At 40.9% G+C, this 17,130-nt stretch carries 16 protein-coding genes; 6 read left to right on the top strand and 10 right to left on the bottom strand.

What is annotated here, in order from left to right; translation table 11 throughout:
• Positions 1–19 precede the first annotated feature (19 nt).
• Together ACQFX9_RS05660 and ACQFX9_RS05655 are read right to left on the bottom strand one after the other, a co-directional pair.
• Positions 20–772, bottom strand: a complete 753-nt coding sequence (locus ACQFX9_RS05660) for an ABC transporter ATP-binding protein (RefSeq protein WP_427162803.1) — start codon at positions 770–772, stop codon at positions 20–22.
• Between the two features lie 210 nt (positions 773–982).
• A complete protein-coding gene (locus tag ACQFX9_RS05655) occupies positions 983–1,552 on the bottom strand; it encodes a hypothetical protein (protein WP_427161090.1) in 570 nt (189 codons plus the stop codon).
• Between the two features lie 205 nt (positions 1,553–1,757).
• Between ACQFX9_RS05655 and ACQFX9_RS05650 the strand changes: the two genes are divergently transcribed.
• Together ACQFX9_RS05650 and ACQFX9_RS05645 are read left to right on the top strand one after the other, a co-directional pair.
• Positions 1,758–2,012 carry a hypothetical protein gene (locus ACQFX9_RS05650; protein WP_427161089.1) on the top strand — a complete coding sequence of 85 codons (255 nt, stop codon included), beginning with the start codon at positions 1,758–1,760 and terminating at the stop codon, positions 2,010–2,012.
• The gene (locus tag ACQFX9_RS05645) at positions 2,009–2,446 is read left to right on the top strand and encodes a type II toxin-antitoxin system VapC family toxin (RefSeq protein ID WP_427161088.1); all 438 of its coding nucleotides are present in this window, start codon (positions 2,009–2,011) and stop codon (positions 2,444–2,446) included. Before ACQFX9_RS05650 ends, ACQFX9_RS05645 begins: the two co-directional genes overlap by 4 nt.
• A gap of 10 nt (positions 2,447–2,456) precedes the next feature.
• On the opposite strand, the gene ACQFX9_RS05640 is transcribed toward ACQFX9_RS05645, so the two are convergent.
• The 3 genes from ACQFX9_RS05640 to ACQFX9_RS05630 all read right to left on the bottom strand — a co-directional run bounded on the left by ACQFX9_RS05640 (position 2,457) and on the right by ACQFX9_RS05630 (position 4,749).
• Positions 2,457–2,921 (bottom strand): DUF4079 domain-containing protein, encoded by a 465-nt coding sequence (locus ACQFX9_RS05640; protein ID WP_427161087.1) that lies wholly within the window; start codon positions 2,919–2,921, stop codon positions 2,457–2,459.
• 211 nt (positions 2,922–3,132) lie between these two features.
• The gene (locus ACQFX9_RS05635) at positions 3,133–3,510 is read right to left on the bottom strand and encodes a DUF1830 domain-containing protein (protein WP_427161086.1); all 378 of its coding nucleotides are present in this window, start codon (positions 3,508–3,510) and stop codon (positions 3,133–3,135) included.
• A 390-nt stretch (positions 3,511–3,900) separates the two neighbouring features.
• Positions 3,901–4,749: a M28 family peptidase gene (locus ACQFX9_RS05630; protein ID WP_427161085.1), complete on the bottom strand. Its 849-nt coding sequence runs from the start codon at positions 4,747–4,749 to the stop codon at positions 3,901–3,903.
• A gap of 292 nt (positions 4,750–5,041) precedes the next feature.
• On the opposite strand from ACQFX9_RS05630, the gene dnaK reads away from it, so the two are divergent.
• Entirely contained in the window at positions 5,042–7,117 is a 2,076-nt protein-coding gene (dnaK, locus tag ACQFX9_RS05625) for a molecular chaperone DnaK (protein WP_427161084.1), read from the top strand.
• Positions 7,118–7,332: 215 nt separating this feature from the next.
• A complete protein-coding gene (locus ACQFX9_RS05620) occupies positions 7,333–8,325 on the top strand; it encodes a DnaJ C-terminal domain-containing protein (protein WP_427162802.1) in 993 nt (330 codons plus the stop codon).
• A gap of 34 nt (positions 8,326–8,359) precedes the next feature.
• Here ACQFX9_RS05620 and ACQFX9_RS05615 read toward each other — a convergent pair whose 3' ends face one another.
• Positions 8,360–9,253 (bottom strand): Rpn family recombination-promoting nuclease/putative transposase, encoded by an 894-nt coding sequence (locus tag ACQFX9_RS05615; RefSeq protein WP_427161083.1) that lies wholly within the window; start codon positions 9,251–9,253, stop codon positions 8,360–8,362.
• Between the two features lie 205 nt (positions 9,254–9,458).
• On the opposite strand from ACQFX9_RS05615, the gene ACQFX9_RS05610 reads away from it, so the two are divergent.
• Positions 9,459–9,974 (top strand): J domain-containing protein, encoded by a 516-nt coding sequence (locus ACQFX9_RS05610; RefSeq protein WP_427162801.1) that lies wholly within the window; start codon positions 9,459–9,461, stop codon positions 9,972–9,974.
• A 102-nt stretch (positions 9,975–10,076) separates the two neighbouring features.
• Positions 10,077–10,349 (top strand): DUF3143 domain-containing protein, encoded by a 273-nt coding sequence (locus ACQFX9_RS05605; RefSeq protein ID WP_427161082.1) that lies wholly within the window; start codon positions 10,077–10,079, stop codon positions 10,347–10,349.
• Between the two features lie 150 nt (positions 10,350–10,499).
• On the opposite strand, the gene ACQFX9_RS05600 is transcribed toward ACQFX9_RS05605, so the two are convergent.
• The 4 genes from ACQFX9_RS05600 to ACQFX9_RS05585 all read right to left on the bottom strand — a co-directional run bounded on the left by ACQFX9_RS05600 (position 10,500) and on the right by ACQFX9_RS05585 (position 16,603).
• Entirely contained in the window at positions 10,500–10,871 is a 372-nt protein-coding gene (locus ACQFX9_RS05600; protein ID WP_427161081.1) for a hypothetical protein, read from the bottom strand.
• Positions 10,872–11,259: 388 nt separating this feature from the next.
• On the bottom strand, positions 11,260–13,881 hold the full coding sequence (locus ACQFX9_RS05595; RefSeq protein WP_427161080.1) for a DNA polymerase III subunit alpha: 2,622 nt from the start codon (positions 13,879–13,881) through the stop codon (positions 11,260–11,262).
• A gap of 263 nt (positions 13,882–14,144) precedes the next feature.
• The gene (locus tag ACQFX9_RS05590; protein WP_427161079.1) at positions 14,145–14,324 is read right to left on the bottom strand and encodes a hypothetical protein; all 180 of its coding nucleotides are present in this window, start codon (positions 14,322–14,324) and stop codon (positions 14,145–14,147) included.
• Between the two features lie 875 nt (positions 14,325–15,199).
• A complete protein-coding gene (locus ACQFX9_RS05585) occupies positions 15,200–16,603 on the bottom strand; it encodes a tyrosine phenol-lyase (protein WP_427161078.1) in 1,404 nt (467 codons plus the stop codon).
• Positions 16,604–17,130: the final 527 nt, after the last annotated feature.

Below are 17,130 nucleotides of genomic sequence, written 5' to 3'. Positions count from 1 at the left end.
GAGTTTCACCTAATGGTATTTAGCTCCATTCTTCACTGATTTGAGCTTCAGTGTGCAGTAACCTTTCTCGTATATTAACCCAGTCGATATGAGAGGCTGTTTGGTCAGATAACAAACTTCCTTGCTGGAGATTTAACAACCGGGTGCAAAATATCTGGGTTAAATCTAATTGATTATTGACCATCAAAATTGTAGTTTGATGAGTTTGATTGAGTTTAATTAAAACTTCCATTAAATGGGTAGCTTTGCCACTATCTAGACTTGAAGTTGGCTCATCTAACAGCAAAATTGGCGGTTGAATGATTAAAGCACGCGCAACTGCTACTAACTGTCTTTGTCCAACTGAAAGCTGTAATTCAGTGCGTCCTAACCAATCATTGGGAATTTGTAGTTCTTCTACCCAATGATTCACTCTCTCCTGAATTATTTGTTTAGGTAATTTTCTTAAAACTAAAGGATAAGCCAAGGCTTGATGGACTGTCATCCCCAAAAGCCTCGGCTCTTGTAATACCAGTGTGAGCATCTGGCGCAGTTTGATAATCGGAATTTGACGATAATCTTGATTATCTAGATAAATTTTGCCGCTAGCAGGTTCACTCAAGCGGTTAATTAAGCGTAATAGTGAAGTTTTCCCAGCACCAGAAGCACCAATAATAGCTAAACGTTCTCCAGGGGACACAGTAAAAGAAATATCCCGCAAAATGGGGTATCCCTGAAGCTGCGTTTTCAGCTTGGCAAACAGATTAACTTGTTCTAGCCGGAGTTGGTGCATTGGGGGTGTAGGGGTGTAGGGGTGTAGGGGTGTAAGGGTATGAGGGATAGGATAGAGCTTTTTCCAGCGTTGCTGATTAATGGGATGATTTATGTTTCGCGCAAAGGCGCAAAGCCGCAAAAAATCCGTAGTTTACTTGGATAGAAAAGCTTAATTAATCCCGCATTTATGCAACGCCCTTTTTCCCAGTCCCCAATCCCCAATCCCTATCTAAATAGCTAAGGCTGTGATAATAGTCCAGCCATCAATTAACAATAACAGGACTGTACAAGCGAATAAAATCATATACATCCAAGGTTGTGCTAAAGGACGTACATCTGTGGTGTCTATCCCCGTTTTAGCTTGGACTATATTCACTAAACGGGCAAATCCGACTACGCGCATTGGGAGTAGATAGGCTTTGCCATCTTGACTAAGAAAATAATAAACTAACCCGCCTTGACCTGTAGTACGGGGTTTAAGCTGTTTAATATCTGTCCAAGCTAAAGACCAACCTTTACGCCAGAAGCGAGATACCCAAGCGGGGTAAGTGACTTGTATGGTTTGGTCGTCTACAATAACTCTTTCAGTTAATACCGCATATAAACCAACGAAGCCAAGACAAATTCCCACCCACAACAAAGCGGGGGGAGTAGGCGCGGCGGTAGCTTTGGCTAAAAACGGTAAAGGTAAAGTGAGTGCAAGATAAAGACTCAACAGCGTGATCCGAATTAAGGGAGATAAACGGAAAATAGACGCTGAAGTATTAGCTGAATGTGCTGTCACAGTTCTATCAATCATCAATTATGGGCTGTTGATTTTAGTCTAACTGAACTGGAGATTGGCAAATATGGTGGCGAAAGGTAAAAGGCACAATTCCAACAGCGAACAACTCTACATCTTCATACAGAATTGGTATTAGCTTTTACTTTTTACCTTCCCTTAGATTTGAGTCCGCCCCCAGGGTTGATTTATAATTTAGCTGGATAGTTAAAAGGTAGCAGGAATGACCATTCAGGTTAATTTGAAGCCAGAAACAGAAGCACATTTGATTGCCCAAGCTACTATGCAGGGAATATCCGTAGATCGTTATCTCGAATTGCTGATTGAACGCCATTTAGCAACATCGGCAGAATCTGAATGGAAATTAATCCTTGATCAATTGGGCAGAAGTCCTTCTCTAGCGAAAGCACTGCCACTATCAGATGAAGCCATCAGCCGTGAAAGCATCTACCAAGAACGAGAAGAGCAGCAGTTATGAGTTATTTGGTAGATTCAAATGTTCTGCTGCGTTTGGTACATCGATTTGATCCTATGCACAAAGATGCTGAGAAGGCCTACGTATTGCTGCGGCGGAAAAATGAATCACTTTATGTTGTGTCACAGAATTTGATTGAGTTTTGGGCAGTAGCAACAAGACCTACAAGTGCAAATGGATTAGGGTTAACAATAGAAGAAGTAGCTCATGAAAGTTCGCTTTTGAAGAGTATTTTTATCTTAAAATCCGATACTCCTGAAATCTATACAACTTGGGAGCAGTTGGTAATTAAGTACCAAGTTAGAGGAAAGCAAGTTCACGATACACGACTGGTAGCTGCGATGATTGTTCATCAAATCAGTCATTTGCTTACCTTCAATACAGATGATTTCAAACGATTCACTGAAATTACTGCGATCGCTCCCCAGAATCTTTGAAATATTAAGATTATGGTAAATATTTCTGCACTACACTCCAACCTGTAAGTGATACCCAGCTGAAACCGAAAAATAAAATAATATTCACAGTAATATGTAAAGTTCTAGCCCAAGGTCTTTGGCTATTAATTTGTGTGGCACTCAAAGCTGAGATTAACACTAATCCCACTACTGCTAATCCTGCCCATAGGTGGGAAGAGTGTCCTAGTGAACCGAAGTGACCTAAAGTGCCGACTATACCAATAGCCAGCAGTAACAGCACTAAACTAACCATGCTGATACCTATTGTATAGTGGAGCGATCGCCACATCCCCAATCTATCCCAATGACCTAACCAAAAATCCCGAACATCCTCACCATTTCGCACCCGCCACATCCAAAAACCTGTAACAGCCAAAAATAGATAAGCCACTATCGATAATCCCATCGACCAAGCAGCTATTTTCCACAACCAGAGAAAAGAAGGTAGGTGCATAAAGGGGAATGGGTACTGGGTACTGGGGACTGGGAGACAGGGTAGACAAGGGAGACAAGGTAGATTTTACCCCAATGCCCAATGCCCAATGCCCAATGCCCAATAACTAATGACTAATGACTAATGACTATTGACTATTGACTAAAAATAAAAAGGCTGCTGCAATCAGCAACCTTTGAAGTTTTAAATTTGTTTTTTTATCAATTGATGCTTAACCAGAAACTGTTAAAGGTTTTGTTGTATCACTAGATTTTGTATTATTTGATTGCACAATTGCCTTTGTACTAATAGGGTCTGCACCGATTGAGTTTGTATCTAATTCACTGTTGCTATGTTCGATCACGGCCAAGCGATCGCACGGTATTGTATCCGATAAAATCGCACTCGCCATCATACCTGTGTGAATCTCCATGTGAGCATCTAAAGGAGCTTCAAACACGAGGCGTTGTCCAGGAAAAACCACCCTTTCAAAATACCAATTGGGAATGTTGGTGATGCGGGCTACCTGAATTTTGCTCGTGGCATTGATGTAACAGCAGAGAACTTTCCCCAATTGCTCAGGTGGTAGAGGATCTAATATTTGAGCCATAACTGCCGAGGAGCTTTACGCCACAATTTTACATTACACCAGCAAAGTTAACACTTGCTGATCCCTATATGCTGTAACTCCGACTACCAACTGAAATTTTCTGCCTTATTTCTATCTAAAGTTATGTTCAAGTTATGAATTTTTAATAAAAAATTCTACGCCACATGTAATTTTACACTACAAATGAAATTTTTGGAGTTTTTACCTAAATTAATTAACCTTGAGCATCGCAATACTGTTTACGTTCAGCACTCTTGAATCTTCAGTATGGAGAATCTCTGCCTTTTTTTCATCTGGTAAAGATGAAGACAGGGATCACAGGTTAATGGTTAACACTCTGCGTAGCTCAAAGGACTTCAAACTTAAAAAATATACCACACCCCCATACCCCTACAATCCCCTAATAGCCAGTTCCAACCCTTCGCACACATTTGCGAGAAAGTCTAAATCTAAAGTGGCAATTGTATCGCTGGGTTGATGATAATGAGGGTTTCGCAAAAAGGCTGTATCTGTCACCATCATTGCTGGATAACCTGCATCCCAAAATGGTGCATGATCACTCAGTCTGGTTTGAGGTACTATCAAGCCTCTCTTGGGAACTGGTAGCCATTGACTGGAGATTCCCACTTTGCGGATACTGCGACTCATGGCGATTAAATCAGGGATTGTTCGTAAATTGCCTATTAAAGCGATAAAATCGCCAGTATTAGGGTAAAATTTTTCCAGTGGCGGCGGATAATTTTGACACCCAGGCGTAGAGTCGCGATAACCTAACATTTCTAGAGATATCATCAAGCGCAGGGGTTGCTGTTGTTGTCGCAGGAGATTGGCATAGTCGGCACTACCCAACAAACCATATTCTTCCATATCAAAAGCCACCAGCCGCAAAGGGTATTTAACTGGTTGGGCAGCAAACTTTCTGGCTAATTCTAGTAATACAGCCACACCAGTGGCATTATCATCAGCCCCTGACGTTCCCGGCACAGCATCATAGTGCGCCCCAATTAAAATAGGAGGTAAATCCTGACGTTTGGGTGTGGATTGGGCAGGTAAATTGAGGATGAGATTGTGAAAATCTCTCTCGTTCACAGTAAAGGTGTGGATTTCCACACTTCCCCAACAAGAAAATTCTTGGCGGATGTATTCTTGAACAAAGAAATGTCCCGCAGTAGCTAGATAAGGATCGCGTTCTCGCGCTATCTGTTGGAGGTAATTATGTAATCTTGCTTGTAAATTCAAGTGTTTTTAACAGTTTTAATCTCAAATTTATGATGCAGGGAGCAAGCAAAACCCAAAGAAGTTGTTGCACGTATAAAGTTTATATATCTTGGACTGTTGACTGTTGACTAGTGACTATCATGTGAATGTTATTCTAGTGTTGCAACTAACTCCTCAAGCTTTTACGCCTCCAACTTTGGCTGCAATCACCCCTATTATACTATTGGGGTAATCTTACCTTGTAGCATTAAGCAAGAGGTCATCCCGCCCAATCATAATATATGTATAAGACGCACTAGGAGAAGAGTAACGCATGGGCAAGGTAGTCGGCATCGACTTGGGTACAACCAACTCAGTAGTCGCCGTAATGGAGGGTGGCAAGCCGGTGGTGATTGCCAATGCAGAAGGAATGCGAACAACCCCCTCCGTGGTAGGCTTCAGCAAAGAAGGCGAACGGGTGGTTGGGCAAATGGCAAGACGGCAAACAGTCCTCAACCCACAAAACACTTATTTTGCTGTGAAACGCTTTATTGGGCGCAAGTACGGCGAACTGAACCCGGAATCAAAGCGTGTTCCTTACACTATTCGTAAAGACGATGTAGGTAATATCAAAATTGCCTGTCCCCGCTTAAGTAAGGACTTTGCCCCAGAAGAAGTTTCGGCAATGGTGCTGAAAAAATTGGCAGATGATGCTAGTGCATATTTAGGTGCACCAGTGACAGGGGCAGTAATTACAGTTCCCGCTTATTTTAATGACTCCCAACGACAAGCAACCCGTGACGCAGGCAGAATTGCCGGCTTGGAAGTGTTGCGGATTCTCAATGAACCGACGGCGGCATCTTTGGCTTATGGGTTAGATAGAGGTGATACAGAAACCATCTTAGTATTTGACTTGGGCGGGGGAACTTTTGACGTATCAATTCTGGAAGTAGGCGACGGGGTATTTGAGGTTAAATCTACTAGCGGTGATACCCAACTAGGTGGGAATGATTTTGATCGAAAAATAGTTGATTGGTTAGCAGAGCAATTTTTAGAAGCAGAAGGTGTAGACTTAAGACGCGATCGCCAAGCTTTGCAACGTTTAATGGAAGCCGCAGAAAAGGCCAAAATCGAACTTTCTGCTGTCAGTATCACCGAAATTAACTTACCTTTCATCACTGCCACGGAAGATGGGCCGAAACATCTAGAAACTCGCATGACACGCGCCCAGTTTGAAGGTTTATGCGATGACTTACTCGGACGTATCCGCAACCCAGTGAAACGGGCTTTAAAAGATGCAGGTTTGCGCCCAGATGACATTGAAGAAGTCGTACTAGTCGGCGGTTCTACCCGAATGCCAATGGTAAAACAACTCGTGCGGAATATGATTGGCATTGAACCCAGCGAAAATGTCAACCCTGATGAAGTGGTGGCGATGGGTGCAGCCATTCAAGCAGGTATCCTGGCTGGGGAATTTAAAGATGTGCTGCTGTTGGATGTTACGCCTTTATCTTTAGGCTTGGAAACCATTGGCGGCGTGATGAAGAAATTAATCCCCCGCAATACTACAATCCCCGTTCGCCGTTCTGATATTTTCTCCACCTCTGAAAATAACCAAAACAGCGTGGAAATCCACGTTGTCCAAGGTGAGAGGGAAATGGCATCGGATAATAAATCTTTGGGTAGGTTCAAACTCTATGGCATCCCACCCGCACCCAGGGGTATACCGCAAATTCAGGTATCATTAGATATAGATGCTAATGGAATTTTGCAGGTGACAGCCTTAGATAGAACCACTGGCAGAGAACAAAGCATCACCATTCAAGGGGCTTCTACCTTGAGTGAATCAGAAGTAAACCGCATGATTCAGGATGCGAAGAAATACGCTGATATTGACAGGGAACGTAAAGAAAGAGTCGAAAAACGCACCCGTTCCGAGGCTTTGATTCTGCAAGCAGAAAGACAACTTAGAGAAGTCGCCTTAGAATTTGGCATGCAGTTTGCCCGCAACCGCCGCCAACGCATCGATAACATTTGCCGAGAATTGAAAGAAAGTCTCAAAGAAGACGACGATCGCGGCATCGATCAAGCCTACGTAGATTTACAGGATGCTTTGTACGAATTAAATCGCGAAGTTCGCGAGTATTATGCGGAAGACGAAGACGACGATTTATTTGGCACCATCCGCGATATCTTTGTAGGCGATAAAGATAAAGACCGCGATCGCGACTTTTACCGAGATAATTACCGCGACAACTATCGAGAACGGGATTCTTATAATCGAGACTACAACAATAGAGATAATGGACGTGATCGCGATCGTCGTTCCTCCTACGATAATCCTCCCCCCCGCCGCCAACCCCGTCCCAGCTATCAAGATAATTGGGATGATGACGATGATTGGTTGTAACTACATAGGGCATGGGGCATGGGGCATGGGGCATTGGGAATATAATCTACCTTTCTAAACCCTTACACCCCTATACCCCTACACCCCTACACTTCTGTTTCCTGAATTTGGATTTAGTAATTGGTAATTAGTATTTAGTAATTGAGTATGAATATTAATCCATTACTAAATTAAAGATTACTAAAATCTCAACTTTAAAAGTTAAATAAATGAATATGCAAAATTTGCAGAATTTTCGAGATTATTACGAAATTTTAGGAGTAGCTAAAGACGCTACAAACGAGGAAATTAAAAAGAATTATCGGCGATTAGCTAGACAATATCACCCAGACCTCAACCCAGGTAATAAAGCAGCAGAAGAAAAGTTTAAAGATATTGGCGAAGCTTACGAAGTCCTTTCTGATACAGCTAAACGCGCCCAATATGACCAATTTAGCCGCTACTGGAAACAAAAAGGCTTTAGTAAACAAGCACCAAAACCTAAAACTTGGGAACAGAAAGGAGAACGGAATGGCAATCAAAATGTAGATCCGAGTCAGTTTGCCAATTTTGAGGATTTTATTAATCAAGTTGTGGGTGTAGGTGGTCGCAAAGACACCAGAAATGGGGCAAGTAGCAGCACTACAACTGACCCATTTCGTACCCCTAAAAGTAAAGTTCAATATACAGTTCCCAAAAATCCACCACGCCCCACACGGCGGGATATTGAAGCGAGATTAACCCTACCACTAGAGAAAGCTTATCAAGGTGGCAAAGAAAGAATTAGATTAGAAGATGGGCGATCGCTAGAAGTCGATATGCCCCCTGGGATGGTTACAGGGCAAAGTGTCCGATTGCGAGATCAAGGTATTGGTGGCGGCGACCTTTATTTAAAAATAACAGTCGAACTACATCCATTATTTAAACTCGAAGGTGCTAATATCTCCTGCCAAGTACCAGTCACACCTACAGAAGCTGTTTTAGGTGGACAAGTAGAAGCACCCACCCTAGATGGCCCTGTGAAAATGACCATTCCCCCTGGAGTCAGGTCTGGTCAAAGATTTCGCTTGGCAAATAAAGGTTATCCCACCGAAGGTGGGAAACGAGGAGATCAATTAGTGGAAATCCAAATAATTGCCCCGAAAAACATTAGCCAAGAAGAAAGAGAACTCTACGAAAAATTGCGGCAAATTGAAACCTTTAAACCCCGCGCTGATTTATTGGGTTAAAGTTCGTCGATACATTCTTACCCGTAGAATTAAACTAAAGCAGTTGACGCAATTCTGCAACTGAGTTAGCTGTAATGATCTGGCGTAACATCTCCTTCAATTGTGCTGTGTCACTAATTTGATTAATTTGTGACAGTAACTGCAAACCATCATTACCAAATTTCATCTCTAAATTAATTTCGATACTCGAAATTAGTCCTTGTCTTTCACCGCGCGCCTGGCCGCGTGCTTCACCGCGTGCCTCACCGCGTGCTTCACCGCGTGCTTCACCCTCACGCAAAATCTCTTGATACCAAGGTGATTCACGTAGCACAGTCATATCCCACCTCATAATTTCTTGAACTAAGGAACTCTCTAACACAAACGTAGCAAAAAAAGCTAAGACAGTTTCTAACTGGTTTAACTGTTCGTCTGCACGCAGAATTTGCAACGCTTCTCGAATGACTAACTCATCTTCACCACCTTTGAGAATCGGCACAAATGGCAGTAATGAGGGTAGAGGTTGTTGCAAAGCAATGTTGACATCTACTTCCCAAAGGTTAATCACTCGATAATCTTGGATAACTCTGAGTCCGGCGAAATTGGACGTAAAACTGGTAGGGATTTCTTCGTTAGTTGTTTTGAGAATATTGATTAAGACAGGATAGATAGGTAAATTATATTTTTCTTCTGCTAGTCCTGCATAGGCACGCATTCGGCGTGGCATTTGTTGTTTATAGCGTAATTGCAATTCGTTGAGAACCAGAAATTCACCGTATTGAGGACTAGTAGCACGGATTAAAACATCACTTTCTCGGCTAATCCATTGAAATTCCGAATTGAGAATTTCTCCAGCGAGAATATCAGGCATCTGAGTGACCCATCTTACCCAGTTGTCCGGTGCTAGGCTGATTAATTTTTTGGTACTGACATCTGCGGCTTTAGTCACCTTGCTGCACTCCGAATTCAAAATACCCTAACAGTAAGAGGATGTTGACTTTAACTTTTGACTCGATTTTTCCCCTAAATCCCCATACTTTCCTATGCCTAAATTCTATGAAACTAATCGTAACCTAGTAGGGGTAAGAGGTTTACAATATTAAAAAAAACTTGATAGCAAGGTGAATCAAAGGTCTGTGAATCAACACGGGACAATGCCGCAAAGCAGTGAACCCAATTATTACTCATTGCTAGGACTACATCCTTCAGCATCGGTAATTGATATTCGTCGTGCCTATCGGGAGTTGAGTAAACGCTATCATCCTGATACCACAGAACTAGCTGCTGCTGTTGCCACTCCAAAATTTCAGCAAATTAACGAAGCCTACGCCACTTTAAGTAATCCTGAAAGGCGTTTAAATTATGACATCAAGATAGGTTATTCTCGATTTGGAGTGATTCAAGCACCGCCAGATTTGCGTCATCCTGCTGCTTATAGCTACGATTACTCAAAATCAGCTTACTTGGATGCGAGCGATCGCCCCCTCTCCTCTGGTGAAATTTTTGCTTTATTCATTTTAGCCATGACTTTTGTAGGCTGTTTACTACTAGCAGTAACTATTGGCGTAATTCGTGGTGATCAAGCTTTACAAACCCAGACACCCGCACCAGTAGTTACACCAATTTCCTATGTGGGGACTGGGGACTGGGGAGAAGGAAAGATTGTTTGAGTAATGAGTAATGAGTAATGAGTAATGACTGTTGACTATTGACTATTGACTATTGACCATTGACTATTGACTATTGACCACTCATCAATATTTTGAACTCTTATGTCTACACTGCCTCCTGATACACCTTTATACAGTCATCCACTGCCACAAATTGAGCAGTGGTTAAAAGAGCAAGGTTGTCAACAAGATGAAACACAACTACATTGCTGGCGTATACAAAAACCTAGTTGGCAGGCGGAGTTGTCGCTGGATATTGAGCAAATAGTGGTGCGATATATCCAAGCTGGGGAAAATGGTCAAGATATCCAACGTGCTTTTAAGTATTCCTTAAGTCGGGAAGATATTGAACAAGCTGTGTTTTCTGGCCCTTAGTAGGACTGAATAATCAGTATTCAGTGAAGATTCAGTCCTCAGAGATACCTAGTAAGTTGCGTCATTGCAGTTGTCGATAAAAACTATAAACCCTCTCCCTTAATCCCTTTCCCCCTGCAATATTAATATGCAGGTTAAAGGTGGAACAGCTTATCTATTATTATCTTGGAGCTCGTCAGCACTTCTTTTAGCTGTATCTGGATACACAGAACCCCATTGTTTTATAGCCTCGCCAGATTCTTTAGCGATTCTTTTGGCTCTTTCAATGGGAGCGTCTTCTGTTTGGCGAGCTTCTCTATTCCATTCTCCTGTAGTTTTGGGTCTATCAGCATCGTCTTGATGCACAACTTTATCGAGTCTTCTGCTAACAGCATCAGCGTTGCGTCCAGATTCGATACTAGAATTTAAGCCGGTTGTTAAAACTAAAAAACCAACTAAGACAACAGCAAAAAAACGCTTAATTTCCAAGTCCCGAAATATAGATTTGATGGAATTGATTGCTTTAGTAAATAAACTAACCATTATTACACTCCCTTGATTAAATGTGGGTAATCTTCAATTTGGCGGAGATTTCTTGATTACTTCAGTAAACATATCCGCGAGTGCGCCACAAAGCTTTATACAATAAGGTTGTAGCCCCATTTTCGGATATATCTACACTTCTGCGATCGCAAGTAAAATTTAGCGACGGGATATTTCTGATCTCATCGCTTTAGTCATCGTTGGCACTATTTAAAATTAGCTATAAAAAGCTAGTTATTCCTCTAGCGAAAGTTATAAATTGTTTATTTTTTGTAGAGAAGAATTTAGTCCTTAATTGGTATTATCTGAGGACTAAAGTCCTTACTACGAACTTTTTAAGTTACTAATATCTAATTACAGAGGTAGATATTTTGTGAATTGGCAACCTCTAAATGTTGATTTGTAATAAATCTAGTTCTCTTGTAAAGATTTCATCTATTGGTAACATCTGACCATCGGTTGTCATAAATTTATGATCTTTTGTGGCTCGAATAGTTGAACCATCTTCTAAACAATATTCAAAAATTTCTTGTTGTCCGCGATTATGCCATTGTGCAATCGGCTGAGTGTAGACAAGACCATGATTATCAATTGTGTATACTGTACATTCAATTTGTTGTTCTACAATCTTACCAATGGGTAAAAAACCATATTCAATTGTCAAAATTTCTGTGTCGTAACTCAAACAATATTCAGCGAATTTCAACATATCATCAAATAGTTGTTCCGCGACTTGCTTTTTCACACCATTTTTAGTAGAACCGTCGATAAACTTTTCTTGCTGCTTTTGCATTTCGGAAACTTTCTTTTTACCCATAGCGCGACGTAATAAGTCGGCTTGTCCCAGGGAATAGCCAGCCATATCTTGAGCAATTTTCATGATTTGCTCTTGATAAACCATGATGCCATAGGTTTCATTTAAAATCGGTTCTAAAATTTGGCTATCATATTGAATGCTTTCTCTACCATGTTTACGGTTAATAAATTTGGGAATCAATCCCGCATCTAAAGGGCCTGGTCGATATAGTGCCAAAATTGAAGATATATCTTCAATATTAGAGGGTTTCAAATCTCTGACTATCTGCTTCATCCCAGAAGATTCTAATTGAAATATCCCTTCTAATTCTCCTGATTCTAAAAGTTCATAGGTTTTCTGCACATCTTTAGGTAAGGTTGTATGCTCACCTTTAGCTAAGATTTTTTGTGCTTTGCGTTCTTGATTAGTAATTTCATAGGGGTCAATTTTAAACCCATGATTTTCAGCAATTAAATCAATGGTTTTTTGAATCATGGTTAAATTCTTCAAACCCAAAAAGTCCATTTTTAATAGACCCATTGATTCTAAGTCTTCCATGAAATATTGAGTAATGACTGACCCGTCATTATTGCGTTGTAGGGGAACAATTTCATCTAATGGTTCGGCGGAAATGACGACACCGGCGGCGTGAACTCCGAAGGTTTTGTTAGTACCTTCAATACGCATAGCCATATCAAGCCAACGGCGTACATTAGGGTCATTATCATATTTGGCTTTAAACTCTGGTTCGGGAGTATCATCAGAAATCATCACCTTGAGTTTAGTAGGTTTCCCCCGCACAACCGGAATTAATTTCGCCATTTTGTCGGCTTCACCGTAAGGAATATTTAACACTCTGGCGACATCTTTTAATACTGCTTTGGAAGTCAGACGGTTAAAGGTGATAATTTGGGCGACTCTTTCTTTACCGTATTTTTCTGTAACATAATCAATGACTTTATCTCGTTGTTCAATACAAAAATCTGTATCAATATCAGGCATTGATTTACGTTCTGGGTTTAAGAATCGCTCAAATAATAACCCGTGATGTACGGGGTCAATATTAGTAATTCCCATTGTGTAGGCGACTAATGAACCAGCTGCCGAACCTCTACCTGGCCCCACAGGAATATTATTATCTCTAGCAAATTTGATGTAGTCCCAAACTACTAGAAAGTAGGTGGAAAAGCCCATTTGTTGCAGCATTTTGAGTTCATATTCCAATCTTTCCCGATAGACTGGATCAACTTCACTGCGAGATTTGCGATTTAATTTATCTAATAATCCTTGCCAAGCGACTTCTTCAACGTAGGTGTCAGCAGTATGACCAGCAGGAATAGGATAATTAGGAATCCGAGGTTCACCCATAATCTGGTAAGGCTCGACTTTATCGGCTACCTCTAGGGTTGTAGCGATCGCTTCTGCAATAATATCCTCTGGTAAATGATCCCGAAATAGCTGGTGCATCTCTTCAGCCGATTTGAGATATTCTGTCCCGCTATAACGCATCCGGTTTTCTTCCACAATCAGCTTACCTGTTTGAATACACAGCAAAGCGTCGTGGGCTTCTACGTCAAAACAAGAAATGAAATGTGAGTCGTTAGTCGCAACAAATTTAATATTTAGTTCTTTAGCAATTTTAATAATTTCTACGTTGACAATCCTGTCTTCTTGTGAGCCGTGGTCTTGAATTTCTAAATAAAAATCATCCCCAAAGACATCTTTATACCATTGTGCGACTTTCCTAGCTGCATCTGGTCTACCGCTAAGGATAGCTTGAGGAATTTCGCCACCTAAACAAGCACTCGTAACTATCAAGCCCTCACGATATTTTTGTAACAATTCTTTATTGATACAAGGGCGAGAAAATATACCTTTACCTTGGACACCTTGGAGGTGAGAAATTGTAGTTAATTTAACTAAATGTTTGTAACCTTTAGTATTTTTCGCGAGAACAACTTGATGATACTTCGGACGACGTTCTTGTTTTTCAATGTCGCCGTTAATAATGTACATCTCATTGCCAATAATCGGCTTGACGTTTTTACTACGGCAGATTTTCAGTAATTCCACTGCACCATACATGACACCATGATCAGTGACAGCGATCGCATTGATTCCCAACGCGATCGCCCGATCAATTAAATCCGGTAACTGACTTGCACCATCGAGCAGACTGTAATCACTGTGTATGTGTAAAGGTACGAAGGACATAGTTAGTAGTCAATAGTCATTAGTCAATAGTTATTAGTCAATGGTCAAAAGTCAATAGTCGTTAGTGATTGGTTTTCCTCTCTGAGTGCTGAGTGATGTTAGCGGAAGCGGGGCGTTTAGCCCGTGATGAGTGCTGAGTATGAAGTTATTCTCCCCCTACACCCTTACACCCCTACTACCCCTAGACTCCCAAAACGCAAAAAGCCACGTTAAACGAGGCTTGGTTTGCAGGTTATGTAGTTAGTGTAGCCAATCTTTGGTAGTTAATGCTGTTGTGGGCCTTTGGCATCACATTCTTTGTGCCAGCACCTTTCTAAAAGTCCAACGCGCCAGATATAGGCAAAACGACGGGGATTGAGTTCTAATTTTTGATCACGGCTAAATAATGGTTGGTTAAGATAAGACCATAGAGGAAATCTAATCTTGTTGTGTTTATCATCCATAGTGAGGAACAAAATAGTATGAAAGACGTTAAGCAATAGTTAGTAATGAGGCAAAATCCATCTAGATACTGATTTTCTTGTTAAAGATGCCATGATATACATTCAAATGTCCTGGTGGCAATTGCGGATTTTTACTTAAACATTTCTGCCACACTTGCAAGACTGGTAATTCATTGAAAAGTTCCTTAATCGAGTATTTATACTTATAGCTACTTGAGGTGAGATTATTGCTAATAATGGGGGTTTGATACAGTCAGTAAGGGGTTATATTCATACTTGCTGGGATTATTTGTGAGAAGAAAATACTGAGATGGCGTTTGTATAAACTCTATAATTAATTTTAAAATTTAGATATTCTCTGTAGTTAATCGACAGTGGCAAGCAATTAGTATCAATTATTGATCATGCACTGATGACTGATATTTAACTCAAGTATAAAAACTTTAATTAATTTTAACGATTTACTTAATCATCACAATTTAAAAGTCATAAAGCAAGGGGTTTAGTATAGAACTTCGTAATCTTGATGAATGTGTTTTTTGATGTATTTATGTTGAGCAATTAACTGATTTATATTATTGATTAGTCGGTAGAGGCGGTAATGTGAGATATAGCAGTCTTAATCAGAGTTGTGAAAATTCACAATGTCCAGATACCCGACTTCTCGAAGAAATCAGGTATCTTGTTACTCACGAATGATTTAGGACTTTTTGCTTAGGGAACACCAAAAAATAAATTATCCCAAATAAACAGCTTAGTAGGGTGCGTCAGTGCGAGAAAACCTAACTATACAAAGAGATTATTCATACTGACGCACCCTACAGTTTGGATATTTTTTTACATGGAATTCCCTTAAACTTGCCCCTCTTCAATGCTTACAAGAGTTCAAACCGGGCTTGGAAGAAGCGGAGATATTTCGGTTCGTAAACCATCCGCATTCCGCCGATGCGATCGCGATTGTAATATACTTCGTCTACGGCTTCGGCTGTTAAATCCATATGGGCTTGGGTGTAAACACGGCGGGGAATTGTCAGGCGCACTAGTTCTAAATCAGGATAGTAATGGTCGCCTGTATCTTTATTCCGTCCGGCGGAAACAATACCCCTTTCCATCGCCCGAATTCCGGCTTCTACATATAGTTCTGCCGCTAATCTTTGGGCGGGAAATTGGTCTTGGGGGACATGGGGTAAAAAGCGTTTGGCATCTAAATAAATGGCATGACCACCAATTGGCATCACAATGGGGATATTCCAATCTATGAGCTTCTGACCGAGATATTCTACTTGTCCAACACGGGCGCGGATATGATCATCTTGCACTGACTCTTCTATCCCTCTAGCCATAGCTTCCATATCTCTTCCAGCCATACCGCCGTATGTATGTAAGCCTTCGTAGATGACTACTCGATTCCGGGCTTCTTCATAGGTGTCGGGATCATTAAGTGCTAGCCAACCACCAATATTGACAAGAGCATCTTTTTTACCACTCATTGTGCAACCATCCGTGTAAGAGCAGAATTCTCTTAAAATGGTAGCGATCGCTTGATCACGATAACCCTCTTCTCGCTGCTGGATAAAATAGGCATTTTCCACTGCTCTGGTAGCATCTAAAATAATCCGAATCCCGTAACTTTGAGCAACGTGGAATACTTCCCGCATATTCGCCATAGAAATTGGCTGTCCGCCAGCCATATTCACAGTAGCCGCCACACTAATATAAGGAATACGCCCCGCACCAACTTGGCGAATTAAATCAGTGAGTTTTTCGATGTCAATATTGCCCTTGAAAGGGTGTAATGACTTAGCATCATGGGCTTCATCAATAATCACATCGATAAATGTGCCACCTGCTAACTCTTGATGTAGCCTAGTTGTAGTGAAATACATATTTCCTGGTACGTAGTCACCAGGTCTGATGAGAATTTGAGAGAGAATATTTTCCGCACCCCGTCCTTGATGAGTGGGAACAATATAACGATAGCCGTAATACTTTTGGATATTGGCTTCTAGATGATAAAAGTTTTTACTCCCTGCGTAGGCTTCATCTCCCATCATCATTCCCGCCCACTGATAGTCACTCATCGCAGAAGTACCACTATCAGTGAGTAAATCTATATACACGTCTTCCGAACGTAATAAGAAAGTATTGTAACCAGCTTCTGCGATCGCTTGCTCACGTTCCTCAGAGGAAGTCATTTTCAATGGTTCAACTACTTTAATTTTGTATGGTTCTGCCCAAGAACGGCGACGGCGCGGAGAGTTGTGCTTAACTGTATTCATAGATTGCCCCTGATTGCAACTAGCCCTTTTTGCATACTATTTTGGTAGCTAGAATCTCCAGTGGCAATAATGTTACAAATATTAGAGAAGATTTAGCCGATTTGGCTAAAAGTTAGTATCCGTCTCCAATCCACAAGCTCTCGTTAAGATTTCTTTCAAGATTGTCCATCTGAGAACATTGAATATTTTGATATAGGAAAATAAAGATAAGCATCAACAAATATCTTTTTGTAAACTTTTGTTTAATCTCAGCTAGAAGATTTCTTTAGTCTCCAGTTATTTTCTAGCTGGATTAACTTACCTATGATTATAGGAATCCGCTTTGATTCCTGAAATCATTTGCGTAGTTAGTAGGGGAACAGGGAACAGGGAACGGGGAACAGGTTAGAAGGAACAAAAGTGTACCTAGCTTCGCAGAAATCAAATATGAGTCTTATATATGATGCCTAACTAAATTGATATTTAATTGTCAAGTGAATATTATATAAATGATGGCTTTTTTCTATACTAATTATTGCCAAATTCAT

The organism is Aliinostoc sp. HNIBRCY26 (assembly GCF_050235535.1).
GTDB lineage: Bacteria > Cyanobacteriota > Cyanobacteriia > Cyanobacteriales > Nostocaceae > Trichormus.
The sequence above is the reverse complement of the archived record's forward strand: the minus strand, read 5'-3'. Positions and strand labels throughout refer to the sequence as shown.

What these genes read in the sequence shown, in the direction of transcription:
- ACQFX9_RS05660 (WP_427162803.1), bottom strand. Translation starts at nt 772, where the DNA reads ATGCACCAACTCCGGCTAGAACAAGTTAATCTGTTTGCCAAGCTGAAA.
- ACQFX9_RS05655 (WP_427161090.1), bottom strand. Translation starts at nt 1,552, where the DNA reads ATGATTGATAGAACTGTGACAGCACATTCAGCTAATACTTCAGCGTCT.
- ACQFX9_RS05650 (WP_427161089.1), top strand. Translation starts at nt 1,758, where the DNA reads ATGACCATTCAGGTTAATTTGAAGCCAGAAACAGAAGCACATTTGATT.
- ACQFX9_RS05645 (WP_427161088.1), top strand. Translation starts at nt 2,009, where the DNA reads ATGAGTTATTTGGTAGATTCAAATGTTCTGCTGCGTTTGGTACATCGA.
- ACQFX9_RS05640 (WP_427161087.1), bottom strand. Translation starts at nt 2,921, where the DNA reads ATGCACCTACCTTCTTTTCTCTGGTTGTGGAAAATAGCTGCTTGGTCG.
- ACQFX9_RS05635 (WP_427161086.1), bottom strand. Translation starts at nt 3,510, where the DNA reads ATGGCTCAAATATTAGATCCTCTACCACCTGAGCAATTGGGGAAAGTT.
- dnaK (WP_427161084.1), top strand. Translation starts at nt 5,042, where the DNA reads ATGGGCAAGGTAGTCGGCATCGACTTGGGTACAACCAACTCAGTAGTC.
- ACQFX9_RS05620 (WP_427162802.1), top strand. Translation starts at nt 7,333, where the DNA reads ATGCAAAATTTGCAGAATTTTCGAGATTATTACGAAATTTTAGGAGTA.
- ACQFX9_RS05610 (WP_427162801.1), top strand. Translation starts at nt 9,459, where the DNA reads ATGCCGCAAAGCAGTGAACCCAATTATTACTCATTGCTAGGACTACAT.
- ACQFX9_RS05605 (WP_427161082.1), top strand. Translation starts at nt 10,077, where the DNA reads ATGTCTACACTGCCTCCTGATACACCTTTATACAGTCATCCACTGCCA.
- ACQFX9_RS05600 (WP_427161081.1), bottom strand. Translation starts at nt 10,871, where the DNA reads ATGGTTAGTTTATTTACTAAAGCAATCAATTCCATCAAATCTATATTT.
- ACQFX9_RS05595 (WP_427161080.1), bottom strand. Translation starts at nt 13,881, where the DNA reads ATGTCCTTCGTACCTTTACACATACACAGTGATTACAGTCTGCTCGAT.
- ACQFX9_RS05590 (WP_427161079.1), bottom strand. Translation starts at nt 14,324, where the DNA reads ATGGATGATAAACACAACAAGATTAGATTTCCTCTATGGTCTTATCTT.
- ACQFX9_RS05585 (WP_427161078.1), bottom strand. Translation starts at nt 16,603, where the DNA reads ATGAATACAGTTAAGCACAACTCTCCGCGCCGTCGCCGTTCTTGGGCA.